Origin of the sequence: Bartonella sp. AP30XZML (genome assembly GCF_042195945.1) — a bacterium.
Taxonomy (GTDB): domain Bacteria; phylum Pseudomonadota; class Alphaproteobacteria; order Rhizobiales; family Rhizobiaceae; genus Bartonella.
In genome coordinates, this window is record NZ_JBHIPJ010000019.1 from 1 (window position 1) to 16,184 (window position 16,184).

Annotated in this window: 13 protein-coding genes and 1 pseudogene; 3 read left to right on the forward strand and 11 right to left on the reverse strand. The window is 38.5% G+C overall.

The genetic code is table 11. From position 1 onward, the window contains the following. Nucleotides 1–2,779, reverse strand: a pseudogene (locus ACFIL2_RS00530) (hemagglutinin repeat-containing protein); the annotation flags it as partial. A 39-nt stretch (nucleotides 2,780–2,818) separates the two neighbouring features. Here ACFIL2_RS00530 and ACFIL2_RS00535 point away from each other — a divergent pair. Then, entirely contained in the window at nucleotides 2,819–3,043 is a 225-nt protein-coding gene (locus tag ACFIL2_RS00535) for a hypothetical protein (protein ID WP_375618013.1), read from the forward strand. Between the two features lie 409 nt (nucleotides 3,044–3,452). Here the strand turns inward: ACFIL2_RS00535 and ACFIL2_RS00540 are convergent, their stop codons facing one another. Beyond that, on the reverse strand, nucleotides 3,453–4,334 hold the full coding sequence (locus ACFIL2_RS00540; protein WP_375634018.1) for an outer membrane protein: 882 nt from the start codon (nucleotides 4,332–4,334) through the stop codon (nucleotides 3,453–3,455). Nucleotides 4,335–4,732: 398 nt separating this feature from the next. Next, nucleotides 4,733–5,203, reverse strand: coding sequence for a porin (locus ACFIL2_RS00545; RefSeq protein ID WP_375643056.1), 471 nt, complete (start codon nucleotides 5,201–5,203; stop codon nucleotides 4,733–4,735). A 32-nt stretch (nucleotides 5,204–5,235) separates the two neighbouring features. On the opposite strand from ACFIL2_RS00545, the gene ACFIL2_RS00550 reads away from it, so the two are divergent. Beyond that, nucleotides 5,236–5,406, forward strand: a complete 171-nt coding sequence (locus tag ACFIL2_RS00550; protein ID WP_375634572.1) for a hypothetical protein — start codon at nucleotides 5,236–5,238, stop codon at nucleotides 5,404–5,406. 289 nt (nucleotides 5,407–5,695) lie between these two features. Here the strand turns inward: ACFIL2_RS00550 and ACFIL2_RS00555 are convergent, their stop codons facing one another. The 3 genes from ACFIL2_RS00555 to ACFIL2_RS00565 all read right to left on the reverse strand — a co-directional run bounded on the left by ACFIL2_RS00555 (nucleotide 5,696) and on the right by ACFIL2_RS00565 (nucleotide 9,439). Then, nucleotides 5,696–6,532 carry an outer membrane protein gene (locus ACFIL2_RS00555; protein ID WP_375680662.1) on the reverse strand — a complete coding sequence of 279 codons (837 nt, stop codon included), beginning with the start codon at nucleotides 6,530–6,532 and terminating at the stop codon, nucleotides 5,696–5,698. A gap of 334 nt (nucleotides 6,533–6,866) precedes the next feature. Next, entirely contained in the window at nucleotides 6,867–7,700 is an 834-nt protein-coding gene (locus tag ACFIL2_RS00560; protein ID WP_375618016.1) for an outer membrane protein, read from the reverse strand. Between the two features lie 1,358 nt (nucleotides 7,701–9,058). Further along, nucleotides 9,059–9,439, reverse strand: coding sequence for a hypothetical protein (locus ACFIL2_RS00565; protein ID WP_375634013.1), 381 nt, complete (start codon nucleotides 9,437–9,439; stop codon nucleotides 9,059–9,061). Between the two features lie 932 nt (nucleotides 9,440–10,371). On the opposite strand from ACFIL2_RS00565, the gene ACFIL2_RS00570 reads away from it, so the two are divergent. Then, nucleotides 10,372–10,500 (forward strand): hypothetical protein, encoded by a 129-nt coding sequence (locus tag ACFIL2_RS00570; RefSeq protein ID WP_375634011.1) that lies wholly within the window; start codon nucleotides 10,372–10,374, stop codon nucleotides 10,498–10,500. Nucleotides 10,501–10,572: 72 nt separating this feature from the next. On the opposite strand, the gene ACFIL2_RS00575 is transcribed toward ACFIL2_RS00570, so the two are convergent. The 5 genes from ACFIL2_RS00575 to ACFIL2_RS00595 form a co-directional block, all read right to left on the reverse strand. After that, entirely contained in the window at nucleotides 10,573–11,193 is a 621-nt protein-coding gene (locus ACFIL2_RS00575; protein WP_375618019.1) for a ribonuclease D, read from the reverse strand. Further along, nucleotides 11,186–12,580 carry a M20/M25/M40 family metallo-hydrolase gene (locus ACFIL2_RS00580; RefSeq protein ID WP_375611787.1) on the reverse strand — a complete coding sequence of 465 codons (1,395 nt, stop codon included), beginning with the start codon at nucleotides 12,578–12,580 and terminating at the stop codon, nucleotides 11,186–11,188. The genes ACFIL2_RS00575 and ACFIL2_RS00580 overlap by 8 nt, the downstream gene beginning before the upstream one ends. 83 nt (nucleotides 12,581–12,663) lie before the next feature. Beyond that, nucleotides 12,664–13,539, reverse strand: coding sequence for a bifunctional DNA-formamidopyrimidine glycosylase/DNA-(apurinic or apyrimidinic site) lyase (mutM, locus tag ACFIL2_RS00585; RefSeq protein WP_375634008.1), 876 nt, complete (start codon nucleotides 13,537–13,539; stop codon nucleotides 12,664–12,666). Nucleotides 13,540–13,812: 273 nt separating this feature from the next. Further along, complete coding sequence (locus ACFIL2_RS00590; protein ID WP_375680663.1) at nucleotides 13,813–15,060, reverse strand: aminopeptidase; 1,248 nt, start codon at nucleotides 15,058–15,060, stop codon at nucleotides 13,813–13,815. A gap of 177 nt (nucleotides 15,061–15,237) precedes the next feature. After that, on the reverse strand, nucleotides 15,238–16,071 hold the full coding sequence (locus ACFIL2_RS00595; protein ID WP_375634006.1) for a cell wall hydrolase: 834 nt from the start codon (nucleotides 16,069–16,071) through the stop codon (nucleotides 15,238–15,240). Nucleotides 16,072–16,184 lie beyond the last annotated feature (113 nt).

The following is a 16,184-nucleotide window of genomic DNA, read 5'->3' on the forward strand; positions in this document are numbered from 1 at the left end:
CCCCAGAGTGAATAGTAATATCCGCTTGTTTCTGTTCTCCTGGTGCTTTCTCTCCTGACGTTTCCTCTGCCTTACCGGCTACGAGCGTCGAGGCTACAACTTCCGTGTTGTTTCCGGAATCAATGGCAATGCCTTCACCCCCTGTTATGCTTGACCCCACAACTTGGCTCACATCCATCTTGTTATGCTCAGATTTGCTGCTACTAAACACCCCACCGTCTTTATGGTACGACATCTCATAATGTAAGCTATCCTCTGCATTATTGATCAGGACATCGTTGCTGGCTTTCAGCCCCACCTTGCCCTCAGCCGCAATGGAACTACCTGTGATGCTAAGATCATGCGGTTTGCCATCCTGCCCTGCAATGACAGTGGTATCACCTCCCGATTTTATCGAAGAGCCAACGGCATGAGAGGCTTGCATGTCCACTTTCGTGTTTTTGGTGCGAAGATGATACTCCACTTCATCGTTTCTCACCCCTATCGCTATCTCCCCTTGGGCGCCAAGAGCAACATTACCCTTGGCATCTATATCGGAAGCAGCAATATGGATATCTTTTCCAGAGAGAACAGTGGTCTCTTTTCCAGAACTTAGATGAGAGCCATTGTGCAAGGCAACATGAGATGTTTCACTCCCACTCTGATTATCCATGCTGTTGCGTGTGGCATCAATCGAAACATTCCTCTCAGCTTGCAAGAGAAGTTTATCCGTTGTTTGAACATCAGAGCCTAAGATATTCAAATCTTTTCCAGAGGCAAGTGTCGTCGAGCCACCAGAGTTTAACGCAGATTTATGATGCATGGTGGCATCACCCTGTTCATCATGGTAATGGGTTTCTGCTGAACCGATCGTCAAGTTGCCTTCTTCTGTAGCCATGGCAAGATCACCCCCTGTGGTGATCTCCACCCCTGAGGCTGTGATATCTTGCTTGGCAAGAACTGTCGCATTGCCACCAGTAGAAAGCGCTTCGGTGTTTAAAACGGTCTCCACGCCGTCAACCGTTGTGCGCCCTGCATCCAAACGAATATTCTTCTCCGCAAGCAAAATAGCATCCCCACCCGCCGCAAAATGCCCTCCTTGACTAAAGATATCCCCGCCATGCACATGCAATTGGTGGTTTGCCGCAATCCGCCCTGAATTGGTTATCGTGGAATTGCTGGTATTCTGGCTGGTGATATTGATATCATCGCCCATGATCAAAGCCCCAGCAGAAACAAAGGAGGCTCTGTCTTTTTCAGGGATGTAAAGCACCGGTGCATAAACATCCATGCCCTTGACCTGTTGGCGCACATAAATCACCATCGGCGCTTCTAGGGACGCCAATTGTTCTTCACTCAAAGCCTCACCAAAAGGGAGATTGTGTGCTTTTGCATATTCTGCCCCGACATCCAGCAAAGTTTTGACTTGTTCAATGGCATCACTTCCAGGAATAAAGGAACCTTTGCCCAAACCTTGACCCACAAGATCACGCATTTGTTTTTCAATCAGTTCCTTTTCGAAATAAGCATCCCCTAAGAAAAAAATCTCCCGATCAGGATTGTAGCCAATTCTGTTCAAATAATAGGCTGAGCCATAAAACTTGCCGACATCAAGGAATTCTGCCCTAGTTTCATAAATGAAATTCTGGTTGGGCAGCGTGCCCCCAACACCCCCCGATTGGGGTTTTGGTAAAGGGAGCCCCTCAGCAAGTTCCCCTGCATTATTGAGATCGACTGTTGGTGTAAAGAGAGCGCCAGCCCCGGTTAAACCACTCAGCTCCTCCAGTGGTTTACGTTCAGCTGCTTGTGCTTTAAAATGTGCATCCCCTGTAATCGAACCTTCCGCTGCCGTGTTATTGAGTTGATCGACCACCAGATTTAAAGTGCCACCCGCTTGGACAAGACCAGGAACGCTCTCCAAAGCTTCTGAACCAATCTGGCGATCCTTGCCATTGGCTATATCTAAAGAAACATCGCGGCTTCCATCAGCTTTATAGCCATAACAACTGTCTGTATTAGCCTGACAACCAAGATAAGTGTTTTTATAAGCCGTTGCACCTAAATTGGTCAGCACATTGGCGTGGATATCGGCATTTCCCCCTGCTCTCATAGAGCTATAATGGTTGTCAATGGTATCAGCATTAATAATAAGATTGCCACTAGATTGTATTACCCCCGAAACAGTTGGTTTATGCGAAAATGCTTGTGTGACAGTCTTTTCTGTCATGTGTGACCAATTTTCGTTTATTGACCCAAACCATCCTCCCTTCCGCCGAGAACCATTCCATTGGTAGCGCTTTACGGACTTTTGATCATAGACAGGCTTAAATTCCCAAGCAAAAGCCTTATAGACTGTTCCATCGCTTGAAATTGCGGTGCCATAGGTTTCTTCTTTGCTCGACCAAAGAGGAACATCCAAGAAAATTTTTACGTGCCCTTTAAAAGGTCCGGTATGACTTTGATGTTCGTGCCCTTTTCCCCAAAGGTTAGGACCATCCTGATATAACATCCCATCACTGAGTTGATCAGAACCCTTTGGTTTTTGGAAAGAAATATCGCTATATTCCGTTTTTTCCGTGATGACAGGCGTGCTATCGGCTTCGTTTTTCAGGGTGTTGGTTTGGATATTTAAGTTTCCACCCGCTTGAATCAAGCCTGCTTTGTTCACAAGCGAAAGGCTTTTTCCGCTGCCAGCCGCATTGGTAAAAGATAAATCACCCTCTGCCATTATGGTGCCAAAATCATTCAACAAAGCCCCATCAACTTGTAAAGCACCATTGCCCTTCACATAAATTAAGCCCGNGATCATTTCCAAAGACATAAGTGAGATTGATGTACTTTGAAAAATATTTTTTTAAAACAAATGTGTGAATACACAACAACAAGTGTATTCCGTTTAGGGCGTTCTGTTTTGCATGAGGAGTATGATCCCATTAAAAAATGCAATAAACAAAAATGTAAGACAATGCATCATCTTCATTTTCATTATTTAAAAGACATTACTCTAAATGCTTTTGAAAACCGTAAAGCTAAATTAAAAGAAGATGATAAAGTTGGAAACTAGTTTTTCTTTTTGTAACTTTATATTCTTCTCCAATGAGGCTGTATTCCCGTTTCAGAACTTACTCCAACAGATATACGCAATACGCTCGCTCTAATCTGGCATATAAAAGTAAACTAAAGTTCATCACTGATTATGATCTTGTCCTATTTCTGAGATTAATTAAATACTTTTCACTTAAGCGTAAAATGATAGCCGTAATATAAGATTTTATGTAATAAGTAGTTATAAAATCGATGCATACTACTAATTCGCCTTTTATAATATAAAAATTTTTTTAAGCCTTATAATACAAAATGATACCAATAAAAATTAAGGGATTAAGAGAGATAAAATAGAGAGCTAATAAAATAAAGGCCCCGTTAAACGAGGCCTTAGTATTTTTTGTGCTGATAATTTCATTTTTTCGAAATTAGAATTTGTAAGCGACACCTACACGGAAGTCATTGGTTTTGTAGTTGAATTCACGTGTATCGTTTGCGAATTTCTTTTTACCAAAATCGGAGTAACGGTATTCTGCACGTAAAAGAACGTTGTCTGTCATTGCAAAGTCAACACCGCCACCAATAGTGAAACCAACCATTGTCTTCGTGTCATCAGCCCAAGTACCACCAGTCAAATCTACATTTTGCTTAACTGGTGGGTTTTCCACCACATCAGCATTCTGCTCAACCTTAGCTCTCTCTCCTTTTCCTGTAACTGATTGAATGCCCTGTACCTGCGCATAGGCAATACCACCAGCAACATAAGGCATAATACGGTCAACAGCAGCAAAACCGATACGAACGCGTGTAGCACCAGACCATTTTTCTTTGTAGCTGTGCTTTTCCGTTACCTTGTCACCTATTTCAAACCGTTGCTGATCTTTTAATTCAACCTTAGCTTTTTCAAGGGCATTATTAAAATCTGCTGCATTTTTTTCAGTAAGAGTCAATTCACGGGCTGTTTTTGATTCTTCACGGTCTGCCCAAACTGCATCGGTTTCAACACCGAGAATGAGACCATTTCCAAGGTCTACGTTAGATCCGGCATAAATCCCACCCATGAAACCAGAAGGACTAGGTGTATTATCTTTTTTAAAAAGTTCTTCATCTTCTCCTGGAATAGTTACTTTAGTTTTACTCGAAAAGTTACCAACTTGACCACCAAGATAAAAACCTGTCCAAGAAAACGAAGGGGCTGCTGCGATAACTGCTGGGGCTGTTTCACGAGGGATGATAACATCAGCAGCTTGTGCTGCAGAAGCTGAAATTAAAGCGGCAATAGAAGTTGCTATTAAAGATTTTGTATTCATAATTTTGCTCCTAAATTAACTATCAAACGACCTTACAAGATTACAGATAGAAAAGCTGTAGTAAAAATATCACAATCATACAAATAAAACCCCAGAAAACAGCGGTTTTTTAAAAGTCAATATCTTTTGGAAATTTAATTTTTTATTAATACTTTTTATTCATAATTGCACTTTTGATGAAATTAGAACTTGTAAGCGATACTTACACGAAAGTCATTGCTTTTGTAGACTAGTTTAAGATAATCCTTTTTAAATTCCTTCTTAGCAAAGTCTAAGTAACAGTATTCCGTACGAAGCAGAATATGATCTGTCATCGCGAAATCTATACCACCACCAAGGATAAAACCCTCCATCGTTTTTGTTTTATCAAATACTGTAGCAGAAACTCTTTACTTGGCTTACCCATTTTCCCAACTTTTTTGTTCCTGAAACTTTACCAACACCTTGTATTTGCGCATAAGCAATACCACCAGCCACATAAGGCATAATGCTGTCAGCGACAGAAAAACCAACACGAACCCGTGTTGCACCAGACCATTTTCTTTGAAACCAATGCGATACACTGCTGTGTCACCCTTTTGAAACTTTTCATTTTCATCCAATGTGACACCAGCATCTTTAAATTTATCATTAAAATCATCAATCACAAGAATCTTTGAGACCGTCTTCGTCTCTCCTCGGTCTGCCCAGACTGCATCGGTTTCAACACCTAGAATGAGAACATTTCCAAGATCTACGTTGGAACCTAAATAAATACCACCGATGAAACCGGAAGGCATAAGTAGTGCATCTTTATCTAAAGTTTTTTCTTTTGTCTCAAAATCAAATACATAAACTTTGACTTGAAAAGTTGCCAACTTAACTACCAAGATAAAAACCTGTCTAAGAAAACGAAAGAGCTGTGATAACTGTTGGAGCTGTTTTACGAGGAATGACAATATCAGCAGCTTGTGCCGCAGAAGCTGTAGTTATAGCGATAACAAAAGTTGTTACTAAAGATTTTATATTCGTAAACTTTGCTCCTCATTTATTTACGAGCACAGTATTATACGACTACAAAAAAACGCTGTAGTAAAATGATACAATTATAGGAAACGAAAGCTGACGCAAGATAAAGTCATTTCATAACTTCACGTTTCATAAAAATTTTCATAAGAAATTGTAAGTTACAAGTATGTGTAAATTATTGATTTTATGGCATAATTGTTATCTGTCATTTATAAAAATCTTTTTAAGAAAATCTAAATAATATTTTTTACTCCCCTAATAAATATAGGGTATGTGATAATATAACAACAGAAAAGAATAGAGGCCCTGTCTTTGACAGAGCCTCTTGGAAGTTTATTTCGTTTTTTACGAAATTAGAATTTGTATGCAACGCCAACACGGAAATCATTGACTCTGTATTGAAGTTCAGCTGTGTCTTTAAAGTATTTCTTTTTACCATAGTCTGAGTAACGGTATTCTGCACGTAACAGAACATTGTCTGTCATTGCGAAGTCAACACCAGCACCAAGGGTGAAACCAACAAGGGTCTTTGTTTCATCATATACGTTACCAGAAGCAATAACCTTATTAGCATCCTTACCAGCATTAGCATCTTTTTTCACTTCAAGTGCGGAAATGCCCTGCATCTGCGTATAAGCAACACCACCAGCGATATAAGGCATGATACGATCAGTAGCAAAACCTATGCGAACGCGTGTAGCTCCAGACCACTTTTCTTTCATAGTAATACTTTCTTTGTACTCATCTATGGCTGCAACTTCTAGACCATCGTTCTTTTTGATCTTAGCATCATTGAGGAGTTTATTAATTTCCTCAAGACTTTTACCAGTTGCCCGTCCAACAACCATTGTTATACCATCAATTGTGTCTTTCTTACCAATAAAAGAGACATCTGTATCCAAGCCGAAGATCACACCATTGCCGAGATCAACATTGTAACCTGTGTATAGGCCACCGAGCATACCGGAAAGCTTAAGATCGTGCCAACCTAAAGTGCTAGAACCTTTGTCAGATTTCATTGAACGACCACCAATCTGAGCACCAAGATAAAAACCTGTCCAAGAATAGGCAGGGGCTGCTGTGATGACTGCTGGGGCTGTTTCACGAGGGATAACAACATCAGCAGCTTGTGCTGCAGAAGCTGCCGCTATAGCGATAACAGAAGTTGTTACTAAAGATTTTATATTCATAAACTTTGCTCCTAATTTATTTATGAGCACAGTGCTACAAGATTACAGAAAGAAAAGCTGTAGTAAAAATGATACAGTCACAGAAAATGGAGGGCACATCCCAGACAAAATCGCTTCATAGCTTGATTTTGTACGAGAAACCTAAAGATATATATATAAATAACTTATTGATTTTTAAATATAATTCTTGTTTATTGTCTATGATTTTTTTAAGAAAACCTGAATAATATCTTTTCATATCCACAATAAATTATGTATTGTGTGATAATATAGCAACAGAAAATAACAGAGGCGCTGTTAAAGACGGCGCCTCTGTTATTTAACTTATCATCTGTTAAAATTTGTAAGCAACACCAACTCGGAAATCATTGGTTTTGTAAGATGTCTCATATTTATCATTTGAGAATTTCTTTTTCCCAAAATCAGAGTAACGATATTCCGCACGGACAATAACGTTATTGGTCATTGCTAAATCAACACCAGCACCCAGAGTGTAACCAACAAGGGTCTTTGTTTCATCAGACAAGGTACCAGAAGCTATTACTTTGTCTGAATCTTTGCCTGTTATTGAAATCAATGCAGTATCTTGAAGCTGGGTATAAGCGATACCACCAGCAACATAAGGCATAATGCGTTCAGCTGCAAAACCAATACGTACACGTGTCGCACCAGCCCACTTTTCTTTAAAAGTGAAACTGTGGGTTCGTTTAGCACCAGGTTCAAGCGCATCTTTACCAATATTAATTCCAGATTCTGTTAATATCTTCTTAATATAATTTATGTGATTTGGAGCAATAACATATGTGTTTCCTGTCTTCGTATCATCTTTATTAGACCACATGATATCTGTATCAACACCTAGAATAAGGCCATTACCAAGATCAACGTTGGAACCTGCATAAAGACCACCCATGAAACCAGATAGTTTAGGCAAAAGGTCATCAGGTACTGGAATCTTTTTTCCATTACTGAGAATATCCATTTTCGTTTTACCCGAAAAACCACCAATCTGGCCCCCAACATAAAAACCTGTCCAAGAAAAAGTTGGAGCAACAATAACGGGAGCAACAGGTGTTGGACTTGGGGGAACAATAACATCTGCTGCTTGTGCTGCTGAAGCTGAAACAAAAGCGAAAGCAGAAGCTGTTATTAACCATTTCATATTCATATTTTCTCTCCATAGCTGAATATTTATTTGAACACACCATTTCATATAGAGCCCCATCTTCAGATATCTGTAGCAAAAATGATACACTTATAAAAAAAACAAAAAGCCAATCAAAGTACCCTTAATTGCTTGATCTGTAATAAATGAGAATAAAACTATGCCCATGCACAAATGATCTCTTTTTCTCACATTTGCTCTCCTTTATAAATTTTGTAAAAAAACTGCGTCACAATACCCTCCGTGTAAAGCGTGTGCTATTGGAATGAAAATACAATATATTGATTTATAATGAAAAAATATTTTTTATATTAATTCGTCTGCAATATTGAAGATGTTCTTATCTTAAGCCTTTTTATATTAAAGAAACCAAAACCATCCCCCTGCACCTCACAAACGAGCAAGTGTGTGAATAGCTCTTTGATTGTTTTTTCTTCATTGTAAAGAATGCTTATACCGCATAAAACAAGATCTCCACTACCCCATGGACTGCAACAAGATTACATGCAATTTCATTACACTTGCTCTTTGTTTTTAATTTAGGCATTTATGCCTTTTTGACATACTTACCATTTTTTTCTTCTCTCAACCTTATAGTAAATCTTTTCAGAGCTTCAGCCTTATTTGTAGGATATCATTTCATACTCCTTTACAAGACTAAATTGAAAAAAATGCCTAAAGACAGACAACCGGTATGATAAACATTAAAACTTATATAGAAATCTCCTTAAAGCTGAAAAAACGAGAAATCTTTCTTAAAGTTTTCACACCACACCTTGCTTTAAAAATCATGAATTTGGCAGAAAAAATATCTGATATTTTGAATCATAGACAAATGAATATTTTATAAACTGTAGTCGAAGCATACCATCAAAGATCAAAAGTTTAACATTTTTGTTGCTTCACTCGATTTTGATGAAGTATCCTCTCAGATCCTCTCTGCAAACAGCTTAGTTTCTTGTCAAGAGGATTTTTCTTAACTCCTTACTTATGTGATTCACTTAACTAAAGGCTCTCTGGACAAGCCCTACTCTAAAAACACTTATCAAGGAGTTTTATATGCGCTGTATAGTCACGCTTAAATGACAGTATTTACAGTATAACAGCGTAACCCAAAATCGGGAGGTTATATTTATCCAAACCCATGAATTTTGTAACGAGCGATTGCCATTATACAGAGTATTCTTGCACCGAAATCCACCTCCCCATATCTTTTCCAAATAGTACTCTTCACCCCCTCCGTACACAATTATAATACCCTTTGCGAACAACTGCTCCTCCACTTTTCAAATGATAAAAAATATCTCCTCTCTTCAATTCCCGATCATACGTTAGACCTCTTGATGTTGTTTTCTTACTTTTTAATAACTCATTGGACTTCGTCTAAATAAATCTGGTCGTCTTCCTTTCCTTAATCCTTTTTTAGGCTTTTGAAATCTTTTTTTACCAGAATATGATACAGGTACTAACTCAGCTGCTGTTATGCATTGGTTGTTATGCGTGCAAGAAAGTTCCATTTGAACAACTTCAGAGAAGATCTTGCTCAACTGTTCACTAGAAAAAAGATCTCTAGGAGGAACAAGAGAAGGTATACCCTCTATTAACTTTTGAGAAGACAAGAAAGAAGCACCCTGAGCTACAGAGATTGAAGCAAACGTAGCAAAAGCCGTAATAAAATATTTTATGTTCATAAATTTAACCTCGTATAAATATCCATAATGGATTTTATCTAGTGTCTTCATTGCAAATTTCCAGAAAAAATAGCATGTTTATAGATAAAAAGTGAGAATCCTCAAAAAACAAGGCTTTGAAGCATTTTAATTTTAAAATAAATGCAAATTGCCCCACTTTACAAACATAGAAATCACTTGTTTGGCAATGCATAAAAGCACAAAATATCGTCTGGGGAGAATAAACTACACAAATGTCATATCAACATATTGATTTATAAATCCCCCCTATTGAATGAGCGCTCTCAGTATCATAAGATTATCTTATTTTAAATTCGCTCATTATACATTAAGCAAAATTATTCGCTTACATGTCATAAATGAGGTTGATATATGGATAAGACTCTTGAAAAAAGGAGTTTTATCTTATAAAGTCATTTAAACGCAAAAGTTACTATAACATTTTAACTTGGTAAAAGCATATTCCTTGCTAACTTGTTTCTAGGTCACTTTCTAGGTGTCGTTCTTTGCATTGTTCAGTATAATCGTGGTTATCTTTATATATTAATCATATAATATATTGATTTATAATGATAATATAGCGTTGTCCATATTAAATTAGAACTCCGAATACCATAAAACCCTTTCATTCCAAATCTTCCTCATGTTTAATCAACCAAAACCATTTGTTTGTACATTACAAGTGGGGAAGCCTATGTGGAGTGAAACTGTACAATAAAGGACTAAAAATGCCTTTTATGAAACGTCTCCAGTGCCAAGGGTTGTCGCAAAATTGGGTGTTGGCAAAATGTGTGATAGTAGCGGCTTGTTAACTCTATAAGCGTAAGATGGTAGTGTTCAATAGATTTTATATTGGTATTGGAGGCTTTATCGTTATATCTTTTATGAGCACCGCCGTAAAATGAACTTGGGTGTCTGTTTCTTTACAAAAAGTACATGAATTAGCAACACAAATATATTCCGTTTAGGGCGTTCTGTTTTACATGAAGAACGTAAATCCATTAAAAAAGCATGAGGCAATGCGTAATCTCTATTATTTAACAGACATCGCTTTAAATACTTTTGAAAGTCGTAAAGCAGAATTAAAAATGATGGTAAAGATGAGAGGATAAAATGCCCATAATGTACAAGCATTTTGTCCTCTCACATCAATAATTAACTCCATTTAAAAGCCAATTTTAAAGTTAGCTATGCGCAAAAATATCAACTTCCGCCCATCCTAAAAGATCAAGCCTAGCTCTCATAGGCAAAAATTGAAAGCATGCCTTGGCAACATTTTCTCGCTCTTCACGTCTTAAACGTTCTTCAAATATAACCTTTAAACGATGCAAATATAACACATCCGACGCAGCATATTCAATTTGTGCCTGTGATAACGTTTCTGCCGCCCAATCCGAAGATTGTTGCTGTTTAGAAATATTCACATTCAGCAATTCATTACAAATTTCTTTCAAGCCATGACGATCCGTATAAGTGCGCGTGAGTTTCGAAGCAATCTTTGTACAAAAAATAGCCTCTGGCATAACACCAAATGTATGTGCTAAAATAGCAAGATCAAAACGCCCAAAATGGAATATTTTTACGACTGCTTTATCTTCAAGAAGCTTGACCAAATTAGGTGCATTCTTTTGTCCTTTAGCAATCTGTATAATATCAGCAGTACCATCTCCAGAAGAAAGCTGAACAACGCATAAACGATCACGATGGGGTTGTAATCCTAAAGTTTCAGTATCAATCGCAACAGCATCAGTTTGATAATTATCTAAGTTTGGTAAATCACCTTGATGAACGCGAATCTCAGCCATTTACCCTCCTACTTGCTAAAGCAGCAAGAATACGCGCCCAAGACCGCTGCCCCTTATGAAACGATTTTAAATTATACTTTTCATTAGGAGAATGAATACGGTCATCAGCCAGTCCAAAACCAACCAAAAGAGTTTCCATACCAAGAATTGACCGAAAATCTGCTACAATTGGGATCGAGCCCCCCATGGCTGTCAAGACAGCAGGCACTTCCCACTCTTGTGATAAGGCATCCTTCGCCTCCTTGATAAAAGATGAATCATCAGAAATCTGAAGTGCCGGAGAAGAACCGTGATTCTTAAATTCAACCTTACAATCAGCAGGAATTGAGCTACGTACATAATCACGCAACGCTTGGCGTATTTTCTCTGGATCTTGCTTATGCACCAAACGACACGATACTTTTGCACTCGCTTGAGAAGCAATAACTGTTTTCATCCCTTCCCCTTCATAGCCGCCACTAATACCATTAATTTCCATGGTAGGACGTGCCCATACAAGCTCTAAAATGCTCCGCCCTTTTTCACCAGCTGGAACGGAAAGTCCTATAGGACCAAGAAAATTTTCAGCAGTACAATTAAGTGCATTCCATGATTGTAAAATCTGTGGAGGTGTTTCTTCTACGCCATCATAAAAACCAGGAAGTGTTGCCCTATTATTTTCATCGTGAAGTCCTGCTAAGATTTTCGTTAAAATACGAATGGGGTTAGCTGCTACTCCTCCAAAATAACCAGAATGCAAATCACGATTCGCTGCTGTGATAATAATCTCTTCTGCCATAATTCCCCGAAGAGAAAGAGCAATAGATGGTGTATCCGCATCCCACATTGACGTGTCACAAACTAATGCATAATCTGCCTTAAGTTCATCTGTATTTGCTTTTAAAAAAGGAATAAGGGAAGGAGAAGCACATTCTTCTTCTCCCTCAAATAAAACAGTAACTTTAATAGGAAGCTGCCCTGTTTCTTTCTTAAATGCACGACATGCTTCAATAAAAGTCATCAACTGACCTTTGTCATCTGAAGCTCCACGAGCACAAATAACTTTCTCTCCATCTCTCTCTTTTAAAGAAGGCGTAAATGGATCATCCTCCCATAAACTCAATGGATCAACAGGTTGAACATCATAATGTCCGTAAAACAACACATGCAAACAATCATCTGAAGGTCCTGGATGATGCCCAACAACCATTGGATGCCCCGGCGTATCACGGCGTGAAGCCTCAAAACCGATGCTTTTTAAATCCTCCACTAACCAATCAGCTGCTTTACGACATGCATCCTTGTAAGCCGAGTCTGTAGAAATCGATTGAAAACGTAAAAGAGAAAAAAGGCGTTCAAGGCTCTTCTCTATATTTCCATCAAGATGTGTTAGTACTTTATTCAGCATAAAAAAACCTTTCAAGCCTTGTGTAATTATATTATAGATGCGATGACTTTAAGCCTCTTGTAAGATTTTGCAAGACACCTTATTCATTTTTGACATTGTGAGCAGTAAAAACTTGAACGTCCAGCCTGTAAAATGCGCATAATAGGCGCTCCACATTCCAAACATTGCTTGCCTTCTCGTCCATAAACTGAAAAAGTATGCTGAAAATAACCAAGCGAACCATCTATATGCATATAATCACGTAAAGAAGAGCCACCAGACAAAATGGCTTCAGAAATCACATTGCATATATTTTGTGCTAAAGAATCTGCAAATTCACGTGCACGTGCCGTTTTTGATGCCAATGTAAATGCACCACGTTGTGGAGACAAACGACTCCGCCAAAGTGCTTCGCAAACATAAATATTCCCAAGACCTGCAACAATAGACTGATCAAGTAAAACACCCTTGAGAGACATTTTTTTATTAACAAAAGCCTTTTGTAAATAACGACCAGAAAACGAATTACTCATAGGTTCAAGACCTAGCTTATTTAAAAGTGGATGTTCATAAAGCTTATCCGTATCGACTAAAAGCATAAACCCAAAGCGACGCACATCATTATAAATAAGACGATAAACGTCACCATTCTTTGTCTGAATCTCCATGACAAAATGATCATGTTTAACTAATTTACTTGACGCTAAACAAGCTTTTCTTAAAAAATCATTCTCTATACGCCATGAACCAGACATTCCTAAATGGCTTAAAATCGTTTCATCCTGAGAAAGATGAAATAATAAATATTTCGCACGCCGGCCAAGTTCTATAATTGTTCTGCCAATAAGGCGCTCAGAAAAAGCCTCAGGAAAAGGAAAGCGCAAATCTCTACGATTAAGTTTGACAGATACTATCTTTGCATCAGTTACAACGGACTCAAGTCCACGACGAACTGTCTCTACTTCAGGAAGCTCAGGCATTACTCTTCTTTAATAATTATACACTTTCCAATCGTATCTCTGATAAATTGACTTCTTCCCACCCCTCAAAGAACGAAGACTTCCTCTACATCTACTAAACAAATTCTTGATGAGTGGATTTTACTTGGATTCCTACTCATGTGAGTCATTTAACTAAAGGCTTTATGGCCAAACCCTGCCTTGAATATATACCACACACTCTAAAATACTTAACGTATCAATGAGGCTTACATCCCACCCCACCTCAAATGACCGTGTTTTATGGTAACAAAATTAAGCCCATTCACCCTTACGAAATACAGGAACTCTTACACCATCTTGGGTAATGCCATCTATGTCAATTTCATCAGAACCAATCATCCAGTCAATATGAATGACACTTTTATTCCCACCACGTGCTGCAATCTCTTCTGACGTCAATGATGCCCCATCTAAAAAGCATTTGGAATAACACTGCCCTAAAGCAATATGACATGCAGCATTTTCATCAAATAAGGTATTATAAAAAAGGAAGCCACTCTTAGAAATTGGTGAAGAATGGGGCACAAGGGCAACTTCGCCCAACCGGCTTGCACCCTCATCACTTTGCAAAACCTGCTGTAAAACTTCTTGGCCTGTTGATGCACGAGCCTCAACAATACGCCCTGCTTCAAAACGTACTTCAATATTATCAACCAGAGTTCCTTGATAGGAAAGGGGCTTTGTTGAGCGAACGAAACCTTCAACCTTATGAGCATGAGGAGTCGTGAAAACTTCTTCTGTCGGAATATTCGGATTGCAAATAACACCATTTTGAGCAACGGATGCACCACCATGCCATTCATGATCATCTGCCAAACCAACAGTTAAATCAGTCCCTGTCCCTGTAAAGTGTAAGGCAGAAAAACGCTGCTCATTAAGCCAAGATGATCGTTTCTTTAAATTCTCGTTATGGACAGTCCACGCCTGCACCGGATCTTCTCCTGTAACACGTGAAGCAGAAAAAATTGCATCGGCTAATTTTTTAATCGCCTCATTAAGTGGTAAAGAAGGAAACATTGCCTCAGCCCATCCTGCTGTTGGATAAGCAACAATCGACCAATTCATAGCAAAATTTGATATTTGCTTGAGTGCCGGCTGGTAAGCTATTGAAGTGGCTTTATTTAAACGTGAAACCTTATCAAAATCCTGATTGGAAAGGAGCAAAGGATTATCACCAACAATCGCTAAACGCGCTGCCCCATTTTCAAAAGCCTTTGCCATTCCCTCATAAAGCCAAGAAGGGGCACAATCAAAACTAGTTGTATGGGCATTTTCAAACCGTGTAAGCGATAACATATCATCACTAAAAATTGGTGTAATGACACCAGCACCAACCTTATAAGCATGATATGCAATACGCCGAACAAAAGGTAACGCTGAAACTGGAGCAGTTAAAACAAGATCCTGCCCCTCTTGTAAATTCAACCCCACTTTCACTGTAATTTCTGCAAGACGATTAAGCATTTCAGGCGAAATTGTCTCATGAATATCAAAGTACATTACCAATACCCTTCTTTAAATAGAATGCGTTCTTTATGTCGTCATATTATAAATTGTTTTTCAGATCCTTTGAGTTCGCTTTCTCTACGTATATTTATGCGTATCATTATCGCTAAAATTCACTTAATTCATAAACCGCAATGGGTATATCATCCTTCTTTGGTCATGAAAAACTTACTAGTTCCTGTGTCGTTTTTCTAACATTGCAACAATTGCATTTAACTGATCAGATGAAGGTAAAGCCATAATCGTTTTATTTTCCTCTTTCCTAGCTAGATGTTGAGGTGCATAGGCAGGAATAGGAACTTTATCAAGCTGTACCATAGCAAAAGGAGCAGGATGTGCCGTCTTGGACTGTGCTACTTCTGTCAAAGGAGATGTACTTTTCTCTGCCTTTACTCCCCTACTCTCTAAGCCTTCATCTATAAAGCTTGGCGCATGACCAGAACGTTCTTGAGCAAAAGCATAAGCAACATCATAAGGGCGATTATTTGTAGGAACTTGAAGTTCTCCATCACGTGATCGTTTTTCATAAAAAGCATTTCCCCCTGCAACCTGAACATAATGCATGTTTTTATACGGAAAAGACAAACCAGCGGTATGAAAAAACTTAGCGTGTTTAACTTTCTTATCTCGTTCACCCCGTAAAACGGCATCAGCCGCCTCTCTTACACGAGCAACAGATGCTTTCTCCGTCATAGGACGCGTTAAAACACCAGGAGCAAATTGCCTATATTGACCAACAACACCACAAATCGTCTTAGGATAGGCGGTTGAATTAACACGATTCATAACAACCGTTCCAACGGCAATCATTCCTTCACGGCTTGTGCGATTTGATTCAAAATACATCGCTCGCATAAGACATTGACGCTCTGTCAATGGATATGTAACCGTTTTTGTCTTATTATTATCTACTTTTCCAGCATCTAAATAACTTGAAGCACATCCCACAACAACTAACGGCGCTACACAACAGGTAACAAAAACATTCCAACGATTTTTTTTCATCTTATGCAACACATTCCTATAATCTCTGAGATATTCAAGTCTTGAAATGAGCTTTAAATGTATCTCTCAATAAAGTACATAGCTAATTGTTACCACTCAGTAAAATTTTAATA

What these genes read in the sequence shown, in the direction of transcription:
- ACFIL2_RS00540 (WP_375634018.1), bottom strand. Translation starts at nt 4,334, where the DNA reads ATGAATACAAAATCTTTAATAGCAACTTCTATTGCCGCTTTAATTTCA.
- ACFIL2_RS00555 (WP_375680662.1), bottom strand. Translation starts at nt 6,532, where the DNA reads ATGAATATAAAATCTTTAGTAACAACTTCTGTTATCGCTATAGCGGCA.
- ACFIL2_RS00560 (WP_375618016.1), bottom strand. Translation starts at nt 7,700, where the DNA reads ATGAATATGAAATGGTTAATAACAGCTTCTGCTTTCGCTTTTGTTTCA.
- ACFIL2_RS00565 (WP_375634013.1), bottom strand. Translation starts at nt 9,439, where the DNA reads ATGAAGACACTAGATAAAATCCATTATGGATATTTATACGAGGTTAAA.
- ACFIL2_RS00570 (WP_375634011.1), top strand. Translation starts at nt 10,372, where the DNA reads ATGAAGAACGTAAATCCATTAAAAAAGCATGAGGCAATGCGTAATCTC.
- ACFIL2_RS00575 (WP_375618019.1), bottom strand. Translation starts at nt 11,193, where the DNA reads ATGGCTGAGATTCGCGTTCATCAAGGTGATTTACCAAACTTAGATAAT.
- ACFIL2_RS00580 (WP_375611787.1), bottom strand. Translation starts at nt 12,580, where the DNA reads ATGCTGAATAAAGTACTAACACATCTTGATGGAAATATAGAGAAGAGC.
- mutM (WP_375634008.1), bottom strand. Translation starts at nt 13,539, where the DNA reads ATGCCTGAGCTTCCTGAAGTAGAGACAGTTCGTCGTGGACTTGAGTCC.
- ACFIL2_RS00590 (WP_375680663.1), bottom strand. Translation starts at nt 15,060, where the DNA reads ATGTACTTTGATATTCATGAGACAATTTCGCCTGAAATGCTTAATCGT.
- ACFIL2_RS00595 (WP_375634006.1), bottom strand. Translation starts at nt 16,071, where the DNA reads ATGAAAAAAAATCGTTGGAATGTTTTTGTTACCTGTTGTGTAGCGCCG.